Below are 17778 nucleotides of genomic sequence, written 5' to 3'. Positions count from 1 at the left end.
GTTATTCCGATCGGCTGCGTTATCGCTTTGCCATGTTTCTTTCGGTTGCAACCACACATCGTCCTGCCACGGATCTTGGCTTCCTGTTGCACAAGCATCCCGAACGCCTGCACGAAGCAGACTTGTCCTTCGGCAAAGCCTGGCTGTTCTATCCCGAGGCCAGTGATGCGCGTTGCGAGGCCGCGCTGCTGCTCGATGTCGATCCGATCGGACTGGTCAGAGGCAAGGGTCAGGCGGACGGACTGCTCGACCAATATGTGAACGACCGGCCCTACGCGGCATCGTCCTTCCTGTCCGTTGCGCTCAATAAGATGCTGCGCACGGCAATGACCGGCATATCCAAGGAACGCCAGCAACTCGCCGACAGCGACCTGCCCCTGGAAGCTGTCGTGGCGCCCTTGCCGATGCGGGGCGGCGAGGCGCTGGTGCGAGAGCTATTCGAACCGCTGGGCTGGACCGTCGAGCTGACCCCGATCGAAGCCGTCAGTTCCAGTTCGGGAGGGCTCCGTTACGGCCATCTGAAATTGTCCGGCCTCGGCCGGCTGAGCAATCTGCTCAACCACCTCTATGTCCTCATTCCGGTGATGGACGACGCCAAGCATTATTGGGTCGGCGACGACGAGGTCGACAAGCTGCTGTCCAAGGGCGCGGGATGGCTGGAGCATCACCCCGCCAAGGAGCTGATCGCGCGCCGCTATTTGCGCAACAAATCGGGTTTGGCACGCTCGGCCCTGGCGCGACTGGTCCCTGAAACCGCGGCAGCGGAGACGCCAGCCGAAACCCGCAGCTCGCCCGAGGAAACGCTCGAGACGCCGATCCGGCTGCACGACCGGCGCCTGGATGCGGTCGTCGAAGCCATCCGCGCGAGTGGCGGCAAAGTTGTCGCGGACCTGGGATGCGGCGAAGGCAAGCTTCTCGACCGACTCTTGCGCGAGCGATGGATCCAAAAACTGTTCGGCTTGGACCCTGCCATCCGCGAGCTCGAATGGGCGGCAAGGCGGTTGAGACTGAATGAAGCGGGCGGCCCGCCGGAAGGGCGCGTCACGCTTCTGCACGGTTCGCTGACCTATCGCGACGGTCGCTGGGCCGAAGCCGACGTCGCTGTATTGGCCGAGGTCATCGAGCATCTCGACCAAGACAGGCTTCCTCTGGTCGAGCGGATTGTCTTTGGCGAAGCCGCCCCGAAAACAGTTGTCGTAACGACGCCCAATGCCGATCACAACGCTCTGTTCGACAATCTGGCGACTGGCGCTTTCCGTCATCCCGACCATCGCTTCGAGTGGAGCCGCGCCGAGTTCAAAACCTGGACGGCCAGAATAAGCGGGACTTACGGCTATACCGCTGAAATCAGCGGCATAGGCCCTGAGGATGCCACTTTGGGCGCGCCGACACAGATGGCGGTGTTCACGCGATGAGGGAAGCCGACAAGACAAACCTGGATATCCCGGATTTCGCTCTGGTCGTGCTGATCGGCTCGACCGGGTCCGGCAAGTCGACTTTTGCGGCGAGGCATTTCCTGCCGACCGAGATCGTCTCGTCCGACCGATGCCGCGGGCTCGTCTGCGATGACGAAACCAATCAGGATGTGTCGGCCGACGCTTTCGAACTGATGCGCGACATCATCGGCAAGCGGCTCAAGCACCGCAAGCTGGCCGTTGTCGACGCTACCAATGTGCGCGCGGCCGACCGCAAGGCCTGGATCGAACTGGCGCGCAAATGGCACGCTCTGCCGGTCGCCATGGTGCTCGATCCCGGTGTTGACGTGTGCGTGGCGCGCAATGCGAGCCGGCCCGATCGCCCCTTTGGCGCTGGGGTGGCCCAGCGCATGACGATGGAGATTCGCAAGGGTTTCGGCGCTCTGCAGCGGGAAGGCTTTCGCCAGGTCTGGAAGCTCACCAGCGAAGCCAGCATCGAGGCTGCCAAAATCTCGCGCCAGCCGCTTTGGACCGATAAGCGTCAGGATGCCGGCCCCTTCGACATCATCGGCGACGTGCATGGCTGCGCCGAAGAGCTTCAAGCCTTGCTGGGCAAACTCGGATACAGCCTTGCCTGGTCTGAGCATCGCGGCGAGCGGAGCGTGCTCGTTTCTCCTCCAGAAGGCCGCAAGGCTGTCTTTGTCGGCGATCTTGTCGATCGCGGCCCCAATACGCCCGACGTTCTGCGCATTGCGATGAGCATGGTCGCCGCCGGCACCGCCTACTGCGTCCAAGGCAATCACGAACGCAAGCTCGGCCGCTGGCTGGAAGGTCGCAAGGTCACGATCGCTCACGGCCTCCAGCAAACGATCGACCAGCTGGAGACCCAGGATCGTGGACTGAAGGAGGCGCTGCCGGCCTTCCTCGACAATCTGCGCAGCCATGTCTGGTTGGACGGGGGACGGCTGGCCGTCGCCCATGCCGGCCTCAAGGAGGACATGATCGGACGCGGCTCGGGCGCTGTGCGCGAATTCGCGCTCTATGGCGAGACGACCGGCGAGATCGACGAATTCGGCCTGCCGGTCCGAGCCGACTGGGCAGCCGCCTATCGCGGCAAGACGGCGGTCGTCTATGGTCATACGCCGATGCTGGCGGCCGAATGGGTCAACAACACCTTGTGCATCGACACCGGCTGCGTATTCGGCGGCAAGCTGACGGCGCTTCGTTGGCCGGAACGCGAGTTGGTCGAAGTACCAGCGATCCGTACCTGGTCGGAGCCTGTGCGCCCACTTGCCGCGTCGAACCCGGAAAAATCCGCGCAGGCCGACGCCGACGATGTGCTCGACATAAAGGACGTTTCCGGCCGACGCTGGATAGAGACGGAGCTGAAAGGCCGCGTCGTCGTGGCCGAGGAAAACGCCTCGGCCGCGCTCGAAGTAATGAGCCGCTTCGCGGTGGCGCCGCAATGGCTGGTGTACCTGCCGCCGACAATGTCGCCGTCCGAGACAAGCAGTCACGCCGGCTGGCTTGAACGCCCGGAAGAAGCTTTTGCTTATTTTCGCGAGCGCGGCGTCGCCGAGGTCGTGTGCGAGGAAAAGCACATGGGTTCGCGGGCGATCGTCGCGCTGTGCCGGACCGCGCAGGCGGCGCGCAGCCGGTTCGGCGTTTCAGGCGAAGAGACCGGCGCGATATGGACCCGTACAGGGCGTTCTTTCTTCGGCGACAACGCCATGACGGCGGGTCTGCTTGCCCGGCTTCGCGCAAGCGTCGACGCCGTCGGCCTCTGGGAGGAACTGCAAACCGACTGGCTGCTGCTCGACGCCGAAATCATGCCTTGGTCGGCCAAGGCAAGCAGCCTCATCGAAAGTCAGTACGGACCGGTGGCGGCGGCATCCGCGGCCGGCCTGCGGCTCGGTCGCGATGTCTTGGAGAGAGCGAAGGCGCGAGGCGTCGACGTGGCGGATCTGAATGCACGATTCACCGACCGGGCCGCGCGTGCAGGCAAATATGCCAGCGCCTGGTCGCCCTATGTCTGGCCGGTTTCGAGTGTCGATGATCTCAGGGTGGCGCCGTTCCATCTGCTGGCCAGCGAAGGCCGCGTCTGGTTCGACCATGACCACATCTGGCATATGTCGCTGGCCGAAGGTGTCGTCGTGCACACCAGATGGCGCAGCGTCGACTTGGCCGATGCTGGGGCCTGCGAGGAGGCCGTCGCTTGGTGGGAGATGCTGATCGCTTCAGGCGGCGAAGGTATGGTGGTCAAGCCGCGCGACTTTGTCAGCCGCGGTAAGAAAGGTCTCATCCAGCCGGCGCTCAAGGTCCGCGGCCGCGAATATCTGCGCATCATCTACGGACCGGAGTATGATGCGCCCGACAATCTTGTCCGGCTGCGCGAGCGGCATCTGGGCGGCAAGCGCAACCTGGCGCTCAGCGAGTTCGCCCTCGGCCACGAGGCGTTGAAACGATTTGTCGCGAGCCAGCCGCTGCGGCGGGTCCACGAATGCGTGTTCGCTGTGCTGGCGCTGGAGAGCGAACCGATCGATCCTCGACTATGATGACCTTCAGCCGAACATCTTCTCGCCCTGCTCATCGACCAGCTGGATGCCCTTCTTGATCGAGATGTCGATGGCGTCGTCCAGCCCGGCGAAACGGTCGGCGCGGATGAAGCGGTGTTCTTTCATCACGCCGTCCACTTCCTTCGAGACCACGCCGCAGGTCTGGTACTGGCCGTCGGCCTTGTAGGGCGTCGCGCTGATCAGGAAGCCCTTGTGTTCGACCTGCTTGGCCGGCTTGGCGGAGCCGGTGTCCGTGGCCTCACTGCTGCCGCCGCCGAAAAGCTTTTTCAGAAAAGACATTGTTCAAAACTCCATCTCACGCGGGCGCCGCCGAAGGATTCACGGCGCCCTGTTCATTCTGACTTTGTCTCAGCATGCGCGAATGCGCCGCCGTGTTCCAGCCCCTTGACGAAGACGCCGACCAGAAGCTCGATCTGATGCCAGATCTCCTCGGCCTGCCGGCTGTCCGAATTCGCCACATAGCCGCTGGTCACGATGCCATGCACGCTTGACCACAAGGTCCGGGCCGCAAGCGCGCGGCGCTTGTCGTCGAGCCCGAAGTCTCCAGCCTTGAGCACGCCGGCGACAATGTCGAAGAGTGCGTCGAGCAGCGCGTCATAGGCATCGGGGCCCGGCCGCGTCGCGCGGCGGCGGTTGAAGGCAAGCACGGCCGGCCAGCTGCCGGGATGCGCCTCGACGAAACGCACATAGGCCGCGGCCATGGCGAGGATGCGGTGCTGGACATCGGTCACTCCTTGTCTTTCGAGATCGGCCATCGCCGCCAGGCCTGTCGCGCCGAGCCGGTCGAGCAGCCGCATGTTGACGGCACGATGCACCTCGTCGAGATCGGCAAAGAGGTTGTAGACCGATCCGACCGAAATGCCGGCCTGCTCGGCTATCGTGCGCGCCTTCAGATTCTCGGCCCCGCCCTCATTGAGCAGTGCCTCGGCAATGGCGAGCACCTTCTCGCTCATCTCTTCCTTATCCAGCGCCATGCTGTTTCCCGTCCTTGTTTCCGGAGCCGGCGCCCGGCCGGATGCATTCCATTGCCTGCGTTTACCATGTCCAGCACTGCATGAACAGCGTTCAAAATAGCGCTTGAACAATGTTCACTTCCTGTTATGTTGACCACGTGAACATTGTTCACATCAACAGGGAGAAGACCATGCTTAGCCTGATCAAGACATTGCTGGACGGCGCCAGTGCCCGGGCCGAGGACAATCTGAAGGATCGTTTCGCCATCGACCTTCTGGCGCAGCGCATCCGCGACGCGGAGGCGGGCCTCGCCGCCGCCAAGCAGACGCTCGCCGCGCTGATCGTGCGCCAGCGTGCCGAGCAGACCAGCCTCGACCAGCTCGACCGCCGTATCGCCGATCTGGAAACCCGCACGCTGAGCGCGCTCTCGGCCAACAACCAGGCGCTTGCCGAAGGCGGCGCTTCAGCGATCGCCGAACTAGAGAACGAGCGCGAAGTCCGCCGCGCTACGGTCAAGAGCCTGGGCGAGAAGACCTTGCGGATGCGTCTGTCCGTCGAACAGGCGCACCGCCGCATCATCGGCCTCAACCAGGGCATGATCTCGGCTCGGGCGATCGATGCAGAACGCAAGGCGCAGTCGCGCCTCAACCGTTCGATTGGCCGCACGGCGAGTATCAATGAAGCGGAGGAATTGCTCGCCCGCATCAGGGAAAGCAGCGACCCGTTCGAGGAGGCTGGCATCCTTGACGAGATCGACGGCGAGTTGCGCCACGAGGCGATCCGCGAACGCCTCGCCGAAGCGGGTCATGGACCGGCCATCAAAGTGCGCGCCGAGGACGTCCTGGCGCGCCTGAAATCGCTCAACTGAACCCGCAATTCCCAGACAGATCAAATCCTCCAAACGGATCAAATCGAAGGAACGTTACGATGAACGGCAATCAGACCTACATCCTGTTCAACACCGTGTCGGTAGGCGCCGCCTATTTCATGCTCGGCCTGTCACTATGGCTGGCCCCGGTCGACCTCTCGACCAAGGGTTACTGGGCCATGGGCGTCCTCCTGCTTACCGGCAGCCTGGTGAACTTGGTCAAGTACCGCACCGACGAGCGGATCGCGGCCGAGACCACCGCCAAGATCGAGAAGGCGCGCAATGAGAAGCTGATCAGCGAATATGTCGGCAAGGAATAGTCCCTGCCCCGTCGATCACTGACTGAATGCAAAAAGCCCGGATCGCTCCGGGCTTTTTGGCTTCCATATGGAAAATGGCTTAGCGGCGCGACAGCGCCTCGATCGCCTCGGCGGCGTCTTCCAGGATGCTGATCGCCTCGGCCTGCTTGTCTTCCGGCGCGTCGGCGATGTCGCCGAGCGCGGCGCGGAGCCGGTGGCGCAGCGCGCGGAAGCGGTCGCGCGTCTCCGAGCGGCCACGGCGCCCCTCGTCCCTGTCGTCGCCCCAGCCGAACCATTCGCGCGCGGCGGCCATCTTGCGGCCAAAGCGCTCGAGATGGTCGAGGACGTTGTCGATCATCTCGCGGTTCTCCTCGAGATGCGCCTTGCCGGCCTCGGTGATCGAAAACACCTTCTTGTTGCCTTCGCTGGACGACACCGCATAGCCCGCCTCCTCCAGGAAGGTCAGCGTCGGATAGACCACGCCCGGGCTCGGGCTGTAGATGCCGCTGGTGCGCTCTTCCAGCGCCTTGATGATGTCGTAGCCGTGGCGCGGCGCGTCGGCCAGAAGCGACAGCGTGATCAGCTTGAGATCGCCGTCGGCCAGCATGCGCCCGGCGCGGAACATGTCGCCCGGGCCGCCGCGGCCGCCGCCCCTGCCGCCATGGCCGAACGGGCCGAAGCCGCCGCCCCCTTTGCCACCAAATTTGCCGGCCATATGCATGAACATGCGCTCGCCGAAATGGTTGTGCCCGAAGTGACCGTGTCTGTGCATAGATTGCTCCTTGCGTTATATCTTACGATACATCGTACGTAAGGCTGGCCCCTTTCGAAGTCAAGATATATCGTAAGATGTATCGTAACCTTAGCCAAGAGCCTGCCGTTCCGCGCACGGAGCGACCAAGCCGCCTACCAGCGGCCCTTGTGCCGGTTCCAGGCATAGAGAAGGTCCGCGAAGCGGTCGTAGCCAAAGCGCGTCAGCGGAAGCGCGATCACGTTGCCGAATAAGCGCGCCAGCCATCCCTCGCCCGGCGTGAGCCGCCAGACCGCGATCGCCACATCGGCGCCGACCAGCAGCCGTCCTTCGGCATCGATGGCATGTAGGCGCCGGCGAATATCCTCGAGCGAGGCGCCGAAGGCCGAAAGCGCTTCGGGCTCGAAATTGATGTCGCGGAATTCAACACGGCCCGCCTTGACCGCGTCGATGAGCCGCCGCTTCTGGCGGCTGACGCCGGCGTCGCACACCGGACAGCGTGTGTTGTACCAGACGATGAGCAGCGGCTTGGGCATGGCGCGACTATCGGGAATGCAGCGCGGCTTCGCAACAGCCGCGCCGATCCCCAAGCCGCCTCACCCCAGCGAGCTGATGATCTCGCGGTAGGCGAATTCCGGGAACGCCTTCATCGTCCGCGTCTTGACATTGCCGCCTGACGCCAACATCAGCGCAAAGCGGGCGAGCACCGCATCGTCCGGGGCTTCGACGATGGCCACCATGTCGCATTCGCCCATGGTCAGGTAGAATGATTTGAACGAGCCGCCCATCTCCCCCAGCAGCTTCTTAGCGGCATCGAGCCGTTTCGGCGACTCCCGCACATTCCTGGCGCCCAGCTCGGTCCAGTTGATAAGCACGATGTAGGTTGTCATGGCACACCTCCCTCCGGTGCCACGGAGCGAGCGTCTGGCCGTTTACGGCCGGCGCCGGGCGGGCATCCGGTCTATCGCCCACAAATGCATCCGACCCTGAAATTATCCTCCTGTCGGGCAAACCCGGCAAGGCGCCATGAGGGATAGCCAGAAACGCAAAAAAGGGCGCCGGAGGCGCCCCTTGGATCTTGGTGTGTTTGCGTTTCCGCTCAGCTGTCGAGGAAGCTTCTCAGCTTCCGCGACCGGCTCGGATGCTTGAGCTTGCGCAGCGCCTTCGCCTCGATCTGGCGGATGCGTTCGCGCGTCACCGAGAACTGCTGGCCGACTTCCTCCAGTGTGTGGTCGGTGTTCATGCCGATGCCGAAGCGCATTCTGAGAACGCGTTCCTCGCGCGGGGTTAGCGAGGCCAGCACGCGCGTCGTCGTCTCGCGCAGATTGGCCTGGATCGCCGCGTCGATCGGCAGGATCGCCATCTTGTCCTCGATGAAATCGCCGAGATGCGAATCCTCCTCGTCGCCGACAGGCGTTTCGAGCGAGATCGGCTCCTTGGCGATCTTCAAGACCTTGCGCACCTTTTCCAGCGGCATGGCGAGCTTCTCGGCCAGTTCCTCCGGCGTCGGCTCGCGGCCGATCTCGTGCAGCATCTGGCGCGAGGTGCGCACGATCTTGTTGATCGTCTCGATCATGTGCACCGGAATGCGGATGGTGCGCGCCTGGTCGGCGATCGAGCGGGTGATGGCCTGCCGGATCCACCAGGTGGCGTAGGTCGAGAACTTGTAGCCGCGGCGGTATTCGAACTTATCGACCGCCTTCATCAGGCCGATATTGCCTTCCTGGATGAGATCCAGGAACTGCAGGCCCCGGTTCGTGTATTTCTTGGCGATGGAGATGACCAGGCGAAGGTTCGCCTCGACCATTTCCTTCTTGGCGATTGCGGCCTCGCGCTCGCCCTTCTGCACCTGGTTCACGATCTTGCGGAATTCCTGGATCGAGATCGCCGTTTCGGTGGCGAGGTTCTGGATCTCGGCGCGCAGTTCCTTGATCGTGTCCTTCTCGTTCTTGGTGAACTCCTTCCAGCCGCGCGAGGTCAGGTTGGAGATCGAGCGAGTCCAGTTCGGATCGAGCTCGGAGCCTTGATACTCCTTGAGGAATTCCTCGCGGCGCACGCCATAGCTTTCGGCCAGCCGCAAAAGCTTGCCCTCGTTCTGCACCAGGCGCTTGTTGATGTCGTAGAGCTGCTCGACCAGCGCCTCGATGCGCGCGGCGTTGAGCGACAGCGACTTCACCGCCTTGATCAGTTGGTCCTTCAGCTCCTTTAGACGGCGATCCTGGCTGGGCGAGAGCGTGCCGGCCGCGGCCAGGCGGTTCTCGACCTGCTGATCCTGCAGCTTGCGGAGCTTCTTGTAGGTATCGGCGATGACGTCGAGCGTCTCCATCACCTGCGGACGCAGTTCGGCTTCCATCGCGGCCAGCGACAGGCTTGCCTCGTCCTCGTCGTCTTCCTCTTCCTCCAGCCCGCGCGTGTCGCCGCCGACATTGGTGATATCGTCTTCTTCCTCGCGTGCCGCCCCACGTCCGCGCGGCTTCTCTTCAGGCTTGGGCGCTTCCTCGACGCGTTCGACCACCGGCGCCTGCTTGGCCTCGGGGCCGGCATAGGTCGCCTCGAGGTCGATGATCTCGCGTAGCAGGATCTTCGATTCGTTGAGCTCGTCGCGCCAGATGATGATGGCCTGGAAGGTTAGCGGGCTTTCGCAAAGCCCGGCGATCATGGTCTCGCGGCCGGCCTCGATGCGCTTGGCGATGGCGATTTCGCCCTCGCGCGACAGAAGCTCGACCGAGCCCATCTCGCGCAGATACATGCGCACCGGGTCGTCGGTGCGATCGGTCGGCTCTTTCTTGGTGGTCGTGGCGGCGACGGCGGTGCCCGTCTGCTCGGCAAGCTCGTTGGCGTCTTCCTCGCTGTCGCCGGCCGCTTCGCCTTCGCTCTCTTCACCCTGCTCGTCGTCTTCGACGACATTGATGCCCATGTCGTTGAGCATCGCATTGATGTCTTCGATGCGATCCGGATCCGTCTCTTCCGAGGGCAGCACCGCGTTGAGTTCGTCGAGCGTGACATAGCCGCGTTTCTTCGCGGCCTTGATCATCTTCTTGACAGCATCGTCGGAAAGGTCGAGCAGAGGGCCATCGGTGGCGCCTTCACGTTCGGTCTCGACCTCTTCCTTTTCCTTTGTCGCCATTCTTTGTCGTCTCCAAGCGGCCGATATCGAGGCCGCGTAAACTGTCGGACCGGTTGCCGGTTGTGCCCGCGCCGGAACGCTTTCTACCGGCCCGGCAACCCGCGTCATCTCTTTTGTTTGTGCATGTCGCCCAAAACCGGCTTTCCACCTTTGGGCGACATGCATTAAGTCCAGCTTAACCGTGATATCTGGAGCAGGCATTTTGCCTGTCCAGCCATCACCAGTATCTCACATCGCTCAAATTTCCCGCCGACGCCGGGGCACGGTTAACGTTTCGAATCGTCCTGATTCCGCCAATCTGCCAGAAGGTCAAGCGCCTCTGGCATGATTCGCATGAAAAAAGCGAATCAATTACCCGACTTAGAGGCGTCGATTCGACGCGCTGCGTATTTCCACTTCACTTTCAACGGGTGGTGTTCGGCCCTAAACGCGGCCAACCCTGCCCGACGAAACGCCGAATCCTTCGATCAGCGCTTCCGTTGCCTGCACATCGTTGAATTGCGCTTGAATCTCGACGAGATGCCGGAAGTTTTCGTCCGAAGGGTCCGCATCGAGCGCCGCCTGCGCCTGTTTCAGCTCTCTATGTAATGTGCGGGCGCTGCGCTGCAAGTGCATCGCCTGGTTGAAGGCGTCGCGGGCGTCCTCGAGCGCCGCGGTTTCGAGCGCCGGCCACTGCCGCGCGCGCTTGATCAGTTCCACCGCCCGCTCCCAGATGCCGCCGCATCCGGCGCGCTCTATGGTGGCGATGACGGCGCCGCGCTCGTCGGCCGCGTCATGCGCCATCGCGTCGAGGATGGCCGCGTGGAGCTTGCGCAAATCCGAATTGGCGAGGTCGAGGAATTCGACATGCGCGAAATTCTCGTCGATCAGCGCCGGATGGTTGACCAGCGCCACGATGATCGTCGCCTCGCGCACCGACATGGCTTCGCCCGTGCGCTTGACCAGCGCCGAGCGGCCCAGGCTCTCGGTGATCGCGGCGCGCCCTCCCGCAGCGCTCCGGCCAAACGCCCCGCCTGGCGCCGACCTCCTGCCGCGCTCGCCCGGGCGGCCGTCGGAGCGTGCCCCGTGCTGGCCTTGCCGCGCGCCGCGCTGCGAGCCGAAGAAGCTCTGTTCCCGCTCGCGCATCTCCTGTTGATAATGATAGCGCGTGCTCTCGTCGCGGATGCGGCTGGTGATCTCGCGCAGCCTCTTTCCGAGTTCGGCGCGCCGCTCCGGCGTATCGAAGACACCGCCGGCCGTCTCGCGCGTCCAGAGCAGGTCGGCGAGCGGCCGCGCTTCCGAAAGCACCGCCCGAAACGCGTCAGGCCCTTCCGCCTTGACCAGATCATCAGGATCCTTGCCCTCGGGCAAGAGCGCAAAGCGCGCCGAGCGCCCGGGCCGGACGGCCGGAAGCGCCAGATCGGCCGCCCGCCATGCCGCTTTCAGCCCGGCCTTGTCGCCGTCGAAGCACAGCACCGGCTCCGGCGCCATGCGCCACAGAAGCTCGAGTTGGTTTTCGGTGAGTGCGGTGCCGAGCGGCGCCACGGCGTTCTCGAAGCCGGCCTGCGCCAGCGCGATCACGTCCATATAGCCTTCGACCGCGATCACCGTGCCGCCCTTGGCGAGAGCCTTTCGGGCTCGGGCGAAATTGTAAAGCACATTGCCCTTGTGGAAGAGCTCGGTCTCCGGCGAGTTCATGTATTTGGCCAAGGCATCGGGCGCTAGCGCCCGCCCGCCGAAAGCGATGATCTTGCCGCGCGAATCCGGGATCGGGAACATGATGCGGTCGCGGAACCAGTCATAGGAGACCGGGATGTCGTCGCCGTGCCGCACCAGCCCGCAGGCCTCGATGTCGGCCTTCGGCACGCCCTTCGCGGCGAGATGCTCCTTGAGCGCGTTGCGGCTGTCGGGCGCGTAACCCAGACGGAAGGATTGCTGCGTCGCCGGCGTCAGCCCGCGGTCGCGCAGATAGGCACGGGCCTTGGCGCCTTCCGGTCCCTGCAGCCGCTCCTGGAAGAAGGCGGTGGCCATTTCCATGACGTCGGTCAGGCTGGCGCGTTCCTTCTCTCGCCGCTCCTGCGCCTCATCCCGCACCGGCATCGGCACGCCGGCCATCTCGGCGATCTTCTCGACCGCCTCGGGAAAACTCATGCCGTCGAGCTCGGTGAGGAACTTGAAGTGATCGCCCGACACCGAACAGCCGAAGCAGTGGTAGCGGCCCTTCTTGTCCTCGCAATGGAAGGACGGGCTTTTCTCACCGTGGAACGGGCAGCAGGCCCAATAGTCGCCGCGCGACGTGTTGGTCTTTTTCCTGTCCCATGCGACGCGCTGGCCGATGACCTGAGAAATCGGCACGCGGTCGCGTATCTCGTCGAGGAAAGCGGGCGGAAATCGCATCGGGTAAAAGCTCGTTTGCCTCCATATAATCGAGCCGCCCGGGCGCGGCGACTCCGGCTGACCCATCGTACCCGCTTTTCACAGAGGAAAAGAAGGCGGCCGGGTGACCGCCTTCCGAATTTCCGGATTGCCGTGGATTAATGCGCGGCGATCGCGCCGAAGATGATGCCGGAAAGAATGCTGACCAGCACATAGTCATTGCCGACGCGGATCCACTCCTGGCCGGGGCCGGGACGGCGCAGGCCGTAGCGGTTCCAGTCGCGGATCGGCTGGTGGCGCCTCCAGTTGGAATATTTCTGACCGTTGCGCCAATGGCTGCGCTTTACGACGACCTTCTTCTTCACGACACGCTTGTCGACATGCCTGCCGGGCTTCTGCCAGTCGACCTGGGTGTAATTCGACTGCGGCGCGCTTGGTTGGGCAAGCGGCGCGGCCTGGCCGGAGAAGGCCGAGGCGGCCAGCATCGAGGCGGTGACGGCGGAAAGTATGAGACGCTTCATGGTCGGTACTCCTTGTTGTCGATAGGCGGAGGAGTAGCCGCCAATGGATGAACCGAAACTGAACGTTAGAATTACAATTCTGTAATGATTTCCGAGGCTTGCACAAGCTGCTTCAACAAAGCTTCGGATCGTCTCCGATCACCCGGCCGGGCATCGGCCACTACGAGGCGAAGCGCAGCTGCCAGGCGCATGCAACCAATGCCTCCTCCATTCATTTCCGACATGCGCCGTCGAGCCGAGACGATCATCGCATCAGAAAATCTATTATTCGGCTAATATTAATTGGTATATTTCGACGCGTTGAAATGGCTAAGATTCGTACTCCTCTCCACGTCGCCAAAGCCAACTCGCGAGGTCGGCTGTGAGCGGCTCTGTCATCCTCCTGCACCTTGCCGGCGCGGTGGCGCTGATGCTGTTCGCCACCCGCATGGTGAAGACCGGAGTCGAGCGCGCCTATGGCGACGTGCTGCGCCACAGGCTGCGCGCCACCATGCGCAATCCGGTCATGGCGGTGCTGGCCGGCTGTGGGCTGGCGGTCGCGCTGCAGAGCTCGACCGCGGTGACGCTGCTGGTCGGCTCCTTCGCCGGCGCCGGCATCGTTTCGGGCGCCGCCGGGCAACTGGCGGTGCGCGGCGCCGAGATCGGTTCGGCGCTGGTGGCCAAGCTGCTCACCTTCGACCTTACCCTTCTCGTGCCGCTCTGCCTGATCGCCGGCACGGTCATGTTCATGACCACCGAGCGGCGAAACTGGCGGCAGTTGGGCCGCATCCTGATCGGCGTCGGCCTGCTGATCCTGTCGCTCGAGATGATCGGCCAGGCGTCAGAGCCGCTGCGCAACAGCCAGTTGATGCCGCTGATCATCAATTATTTCTCGGGCGACTCCATCACCACTTACCTGTTGGCCGCGTTGGTCACCTGGCTGTTCCAGTCGAGCATCGCCGCGGTGCTCTTGATGGCGACGCTGGCGGGCCGCGGGCTGATCACGCCGGAACTGGGCGTGGTCCTGGTGCTGGGCGTCAATCTTGGCTCGTCGCTGATCGCGCCGATGCTGACGCGGTCGGCGCCGCCCGAGGTGCGGATCGTGCCGGTCGGCAATCTTTTGATGCGCGGCCTCGGCTCGCTGATCATGCTGGTCCTGATCATGACCTTCAAGCCGGATGTCGCCTTCCTCGGCAAGACCGCGCCGGATCAGATCGTCAACGCCCACATCCTGTTCAACGTGCTGATCCTGCTGGCCGGACTGCCGCTGGCCGGCCTCGTCTACCGCGCTTCCGAAAAGATCGTGGCGCTGGGCAGCAAGCCGCAACCCGCCGCCACGCTCGAGGTCGTGGAGCTTTCGGCGCTGAACGAGAGCGCGCTCGACACGCCGAGCCAAGCGTTGGCCAACGCCACGCGTGAGGTGGTGCGGGTCTGCGAGACGGTCGAGATCATGCTGAAGCGCATCATTGAGCTCTATGAGGATGCCGACCCCGCCAAGATCAAGGCGCTTGCCGCGCTCGACGACCGCGTCGACAGGAAGCACGCCGCGATCAAGCTCTATCTCGCCAAGGTCACCAGGAATCCGCTCACCGAGGACGAGGCATTGCGGTGCCAGGAGCTGATCGGCGCCTGCGTCAAGCTGGAGCAGGTCGGCGACATCATCGTGCGCAACATGCTGGTGCATGTCAGAAAGAAGCTGGAGCGCGGCTTGGAATTCACGTCCGAGGGCTGGCAGGAGCTCTGCGCCTTCCATTCCTCGGTGCTCGCCAATGCGCGGCTCGCCTTCAACGTCCTGGTCTCTCGCGATCCGGAAACCGCCAGGCAATTGGTTCTGGAGAAAGACCTGCTGCGCGAGCGCGAGAAGGAAACCAGCGCCAGCCATTTCCTGCGCCTGCGCGAAGGCACCGCCAAGAGCGTCGAGACGAGCTCGATCCACCTCGACACCATCCGCGACCTGAAGCAGATCAACTCGCTGCTTGCCTCGATCGCCTATCCGGTGCTCGAGGAGCGCGGCCTGCTCGGCGGCTCGCGGCTGAAGGCGAGTTGAGGCGATAGAGCGCAGTCGAAAAATTAGTCTTTGCCCATCCTCGCTTCCGTCGGCTAAGGATCGCCCGAGGACCTGTTGGGAGGATGATCGGTCGATGGACACGCATTCGCGCAGCTTCGCCAAGGCGCTTTCATGGCGTGCCACCGGCACGATCGACACGATGATCATATCGCTGGTGGTCACGGGAAGCGTCAAGCTGGCAGCCACTATCGGGCTGACCGAAGTCGTCACCAAGTCGCTGCTTTACTATTTGCATGAGCGGGCGTGGTTGAAGATACCTTACGGGCGCAAGACGACCGCGTAATCGGAGCAAAGGGCCGGCTTCGATCGGTCCACTCAAGAAAAGCTAAAGCGCCATCGTCAATTTCTGCATTGCCGCGCCCGCCCGGACGTGGTTTGAGGCCATGCATTCCTCGCCTGTGGTTTGAACCATGCTGCCGCTGATTGCCCTTTTCCTTGCCGCCTTTGCCTTCGGCACCACCGAGTTCGTCATCGCCGGCGTGCTGCCGGAGGTGGCGCAGGGCCTCGGGATTTCGGTGCCGACCGCCGGCTATCTCGTCTCCGGCTATGCCTGCGGCATCGCTATCGGCGGCCCTCTGTTGGCGCTCGCGACCGGCAAAGTCTCACGCAAGACGCTGCTGATCGGACTGACGATCGCCTTCACCCTCGGCCAGGTGGCCTGCGCGTTGGCGCCTGACTTCACCGCGATGCTTTTGCTGCGCGTCGCCACGGCCGTGGCGCATGGCTGCTATTTCGGCGTTGCCATGGTGGTTGCGGTGAGCCTGGCGCGCGAGGATCAGCGCGGCCGGGCGGTCGCGGTCATTCTCTCGGGATTGACGGTTTCCAATGTCATCGGCGTGCCCGCCGGTACCGCGATCGGCAGCCTCTGGGGCTGGCGCGCGACCTTCTGGGTGATGGGCGCGCTGGGCGTCATCGCGATGCTCGCCATGCTGGCGCTATTGCCGCGAACGGCGGGCGCCGCCAACCGGCCCGCCGGGCTGGCGCGCGAAGTTCGTGTGCTCGGCCGCCAACAGGTCTGGACGTCGCTGATCCTGATGCTGATGCTGATGATCGGCCAGTTTGCGCTGTTCACCTACATCACGCCGATGCTGCTCGAAGTGACCGGCCTCGACGAGAGCCTGATCCCTTGGGTGCTGCTGCTCAATGGTGCTGGCGCCACGATCGGCGTTCTGGTCGGCGGCAAGCTCGCCGACTGGAAGCTGATGCCCTCGCTGATCGTCATGCTTGCCTTGCAGGCGGCGGCGCTCGGCGTCATCCATCTTGTCAGCCCCTACCCGATGCCGATGATCGTCGCCATCGTCATCTGGGGCGGTCTCAACTTCGCCATCGGCGCGCCGATCCAGACGCGCATCCTCGCCTGGACGGCCGATGCCTCCAACCTCGCTTCCTCGCTGATCCCGTCCGGCTTCAATGTCGGTATCGCGCTCGCGGCGTCGCTTGGCGCGGCGATGCTCAATGCCGGTTACGGCTATCGCAGCCTGCCGCTCGCCGGCGCCTTGGCCATGCTGGTGGCGGTGGTGGTGGCTGTCGGCTCGCAGGCCTGGGAATGGCGCAGCCGGGCGACTCCGCCGCTGCCGGCGGCGGCGGAATAATCTAAAGGTCGATCCGGAACCTCAGGCTTTCCGCGCCTCCATAGGCAGCGACCTTGGCGAAGCGCCCGACAAGGATGCCACCGTTGGCGAGGATCACCTTCTGGGATGCCGGATTGTCGAGGTCCGTGGTGATCTCGACATGGTCCAGTCCCACTGCTCTTGCCTCGTCGAGCATCAGCCGCAGCGCTTCGGTGGCGTAACCGCGTCCCTCCTTCCACGGCACCACCGCATAGCCGATATGGCCAAGCACGTGCGGCGGCAGCGCCGACGTGCCTTTTTGCCAACGCAGCCCGATCGAGCCGGCAGCCTCGCCATCCCAGATCCAGCGCCGGAAGCCGGGCAGGCGCGGCACGGTTGTGCCGTCGGGCAAGGTGATGGGCGGCCCCTTGGCCTGAGGATCGTCAAGGCTGGCAAGAAAGGCCACCGGATCCCGTTCGATCGCCTCAAGCTGTTCACGCGTCGCTTCCAGCAGCCGCACATTGTCGGGCGACCACCCGCGCTCCAGCGCCGCCTTGTAGGACGGCAAATGTTCGAGCGCGGGTTTGACGATCTCGATCATAGTTCGTTCCTTGCCGAGACCGACATAGCCGCCACACGGATCGCTCTCAAGTTACCTGGAACTGGATTTCGCCCCTGTTGAGGAAACAGGCCTTGTCGAACAGCGAAAGGTCGAGCGGGTTCGGCAGCCGGATATCGCCGATATCCGGGAACGGCTTCCGGGCGTGATCGTATGACCTGTCGACCTGGGAGATGAAGACCAGCACCAGCCCGCGTTCGCGGGCGAACGACCTCAGCGCGCGGATCTGGACTATGAGCTCGGGATTCTCGCGCTTCTGGTCGAGCAATTGCAGATAATCGATCACCGCCAGCGTGCCACGCGGCGCCGACCGCAACGTCCGGATGGCGTAGGCAGCGCTGATGGCGTCGGAATTGTCGAACTCGAACAAGTGGCCGAAATCAGCAGGGTCGACGCCGATATCACGGAACCGATCGAGGATGTCGGCATGCGTGTATTCCAGGGTGAAGAATACGGCGCGACTGCCCTGCTTCATGGCCGCCACGGCGAGTTCGAGGCTCATCAGGGTCTTGCCCTGGCCCGGCCGCGCCGCCAAGAGAACCATGTCGCCGGGCATCAGCCGGGCGAGCAGCCCGTCGCCGGGCGCAGTCTCGGCGACCTTGGCCGCAAGCAGGCTCCAACTGGCAAAGCCTGCTTCACCGGCAACGCGGTCGAGCGCTTGATGGAGCGGAATATTTTCCCGGCGGGAAAGGAGCC

At 63.8% G+C, this 17778-nt stretch carries 17 protein-coding genes; 7 read left to right on the top strand and 10 right to left on the bottom strand.

Features of this window, described 5'->3' with window-relative positions; translation table 11 throughout:
- The first annotated feature begins 32 nt into the window (after positions 1–32).
- Both P9273_RS14025 and P9273_RS14020 read left to right on the top strand, forming a co-directional pair.
- On the top strand, positions 33–1415 hold the full coding sequence (locus tag P9273_RS14025) for a 3' terminal RNA ribose 2'-O-methyltransferase Hen1 (RefSeq protein ID WP_278049438.1): 1383 nt from the start codon (positions 33–35) through the stop codon (positions 1413–1415).
- Complete coding sequence (locus tag P9273_RS14020; RefSeq protein ID WP_278049437.1) at positions 1412–3970, top strand: polynucleotide kinase-phosphatase; 2559 nt, start codon at positions 1412–1414, stop codon at positions 3968–3970. Before P9273_RS14025 ends, P9273_RS14020 begins: the two co-directional genes overlap by 4 nt.
- Positions 3971–3976: 6 nt before the next feature.
- Here P9273_RS14020 and P9273_RS14015 read toward each other — a convergent pair whose 3' ends face one another.
- Together P9273_RS14015 and P9273_RS14010 are read right to left on the bottom strand one after the other, a co-directional pair.
- Positions 3977–4270 (bottom strand): HlyU family transcriptional regulator, encoded by a 294-nt coding sequence (locus P9273_RS14015; protein WP_040996671.1) that lies wholly within the window; start codon positions 4268–4270, stop codon positions 3977–3979.
- Between the two features lie 53 nt (positions 4271–4323).
- Positions 4324–4965, bottom strand: a complete 642-nt coding sequence (locus P9273_RS14010) for a TetR/AcrR family transcriptional regulator (RefSeq protein ID WP_040997622.1) — start codon at positions 4963–4965, stop codon at positions 4324–4326.
- A 170-nt stretch (positions 4966–5135) separates the two neighbouring features.
- Here P9273_RS14010 and P9273_RS14005 point away from each other — a divergent pair, with 170 nt between their 5' ends.
- A complete protein-coding gene (locus P9273_RS14005; protein WP_278049436.1) occupies positions 5136–5813 on the top strand; it encodes a PspA/IM30 family protein in 678 nt (225 codons plus the stop codon).
- Positions 5814–5872: 59 nt separating this feature from the next.
- Entirely contained in the window at positions 5873–6133 is a 261-nt protein-coding gene (locus P9273_RS14000; RefSeq protein WP_040996673.1) for a YiaA/YiaB family inner membrane protein, read from the top strand.
- Between the two features lie 79 nt (positions 6134–6212).
- On the opposite strand, the gene P9273_RS13995 is transcribed toward P9273_RS14000, so the two are convergent.
- The 6 genes from P9273_RS13995 to P9273_RS13970 form a co-directional block, all read right to left on the bottom strand.
- Positions 6213–6884, bottom strand: coding sequence for a PadR family transcriptional regulator (locus P9273_RS13995; RefSeq protein ID WP_278049435.1), 672 nt, complete (start codon positions 6882–6884; stop codon positions 6213–6215).
- A gap of 134 nt (positions 6885–7018) precedes the next feature.
- A complete protein-coding gene (locus tag P9273_RS13990) occupies positions 7019–7399 on the bottom strand; it encodes a thiol-disulfide oxidoreductase DCC family protein (protein ID WP_278049434.1) in 381 nt (126 codons plus the stop codon).
- A 60-nt stretch (positions 7400–7459) separates the two neighbouring features.
- The gene (locus tag P9273_RS13985) at positions 7460–7753 is read right to left on the bottom strand and encodes a GYD domain-containing protein (RefSeq protein WP_040996679.1); all 294 of its coding nucleotides are present in this window, start codon (positions 7751–7753) and stop codon (positions 7460–7462) included.
- Positions 7754–7962: 209 nt separating this feature from the next.
- Entirely contained in the window at positions 7963–9990 is a 2028-nt protein-coding gene (rpoD, locus tag P9273_RS13980; protein ID WP_278049432.1) for an RNA polymerase sigma factor RpoD, read from the bottom strand.
- A gap of 423 nt (positions 9991–10413) precedes the next feature.
- Positions 10414–12366, bottom strand: coding sequence for a DNA primase (dnaG, locus tag P9273_RS13975; RefSeq protein ID WP_278049430.1), 1953 nt, complete (start codon positions 12364–12366; stop codon positions 10414–10416).
- 137 nt (positions 12367–12503) lie between these two features.
- On the bottom strand, positions 12504–12866 hold the full coding sequence (locus tag P9273_RS13970; RefSeq protein WP_278049428.1) for an RcnB family protein: 363 nt from the start codon (positions 12864–12866) through the stop codon (positions 12504–12506).
- 361 nt (positions 12867–13227) lie between these two features.
- On the opposite strand from P9273_RS13970, the gene P9273_RS13965 reads away from it, so the two are divergent.
- From P9273_RS13965 to P9273_RS13955, 3 genes are all read left to right on the top strand, one after another.
- The gene (locus tag P9273_RS13965) at positions 13228–14892 is read left to right on the top strand and encodes a Na/Pi cotransporter family protein (protein ID WP_278049427.1); all 1665 of its coding nucleotides are present in this window, start codon (positions 13228–13230) and stop codon (positions 14890–14892) included.
- A gap of 94 nt (positions 14893–14986) precedes the next feature.
- Positions 14987–15196, top strand: coding sequence for a DUF2061 domain-containing protein (locus P9273_RS13960; RefSeq protein WP_040996690.1), 210 nt, complete (start codon positions 14987–14989; stop codon positions 15194–15196).
- Between the two features lie 127 nt (positions 15197–15323).
- Entirely contained in the window at positions 15324–16505 is a 1182-nt protein-coding gene (locus tag P9273_RS13955) for an MFS transporter (RefSeq protein WP_278049426.1), read from the top strand.
- A gap of 1 nt (position 16506) precedes the next feature.
- Here P9273_RS13955 and P9273_RS13950 read toward each other — a convergent pair whose 3' ends face one another.
- Entirely contained in the window at positions 16507–17064 is a 558-nt protein-coding gene (locus P9273_RS13950) for a GNAT family N-acetyltransferase (protein ID WP_278049425.1), read from the bottom strand.
- Positions 17065–17110: 46 nt separating this feature from the next.
- Positions 17111–17755, bottom strand: a complete 645-nt coding sequence (locus tag P9273_RS13945) for a DNA helicase (protein ID WP_278049531.1) — start codon at positions 17753–17755, stop codon at positions 17111–17113.
- Positions 17756–17778 lie beyond the last annotated feature (23 nt).

It is taken from the genome of Mesorhizobium sp. WSM4935, assembly GCF_029625735.1.
Classification (GTDB): Bacteria; Pseudomonadota; Alphaproteobacteria; order Rhizobiales; family Rhizobiaceae; genus Mesorhizobium.
This window is presented reverse-complemented; position numbering and strand designations above follow the sequence as displayed.

What these genes read in the sequence shown, in the direction of transcription:
- P9273_RS14025 (WP_278049438.1), top strand. Translation starts at nt 33, where the DNA reads ATGTTTCTTTCGGTTGCAACCACACATCGTCCTGCCACGGATCTTGGC.
- P9273_RS14020 (WP_278049437.1), top strand. Translation starts at nt 1,412, where the DNA reads ATGAGGGAAGCCGACAAGACAAACCTGGATATCCCGGATTTCGCTCTG.
- P9273_RS14015 (WP_040996671.1), bottom strand. Translation starts at nt 4,270, where the DNA reads ATGTCTTTTCTGAAAAAGCTTTTCGGCGGCGGCAGCAGTGAGGCCACG.
- P9273_RS14010 (WP_040997622.1), bottom strand. Translation starts at nt 4,965, where the DNA reads ATGGCGCTGGATAAGGAAGAGATGAGCGAGAAGGTGCTCGCCATTGCC.
- P9273_RS14005 (WP_278049436.1), top strand. Translation starts at nt 5,136, where the DNA reads ATGCTTAGCCTGATCAAGACATTGCTGGACGGCGCCAGTGCCCGGGCC.
- P9273_RS14000 (WP_040996673.1), top strand. Translation starts at nt 5,873, where the DNA reads ATGAACGGCAATCAGACCTACATCCTGTTCAACACCGTGTCGGTAGGC.
- P9273_RS13995 (WP_278049435.1), bottom strand. Translation starts at nt 6,884, where the DNA reads ATGCACAGACACGGTCACTTCGGGCACAACCATTTCGGCGAGCGCATG.
- P9273_RS13990 (WP_278049434.1), bottom strand. Translation starts at nt 7,399, where the DNA reads ATGCCCAAGCCGCTGCTCATCGTCTGGTACAACACACGCTGTCCGGTG.
- P9273_RS13985 (WP_040996679.1), bottom strand. Translation starts at nt 7,753, where the DNA reads ATGACAACCTACATCGTGCTTATCAACTGGACCGAGCTGGGCGCCAGG.
- rpoD (WP_278049432.1), bottom strand. Translation starts at nt 9,990, where the DNA reads ATGGCGACAAAGGAAAAGGAAGAGGTCGAGACCGAACGTGAAGGCGCC.
- dnaG (WP_278049430.1), bottom strand. Translation starts at nt 12,366, where the DNA reads ATGCGATTTCCGCCCGCTTTCCTCGACGAGATACGCGACCGCGTGCCG.
- P9273_RS13970 (WP_278049428.1), bottom strand. Translation starts at nt 12,866, where the DNA reads ATGAAGCGTCTCATACTTTCCGCCGTCACCGCCTCGATGCTGGCCGCC.
- P9273_RS13960 (WP_040996690.1), top strand. Translation starts at nt 14,987, where the DNA reads ATGGACACGCATTCGCGCAGCTTCGCCAAGGCGCTTTCATGGCGTGCC.
- P9273_RS13955 (WP_278049426.1), top strand. Translation starts at nt 15,324, where the DNA reads ATGCTGCCGCTGATTGCCCTTTTCCTTGCCGCCTTTGCCTTCGGCACC.
- P9273_RS13950 (WP_278049425.1), bottom strand. Translation starts at nt 17,064, where the DNA reads ATGATCGAGATCGTCAAACCCGCGCTCGAACATTTGCCGTCCTACAAG.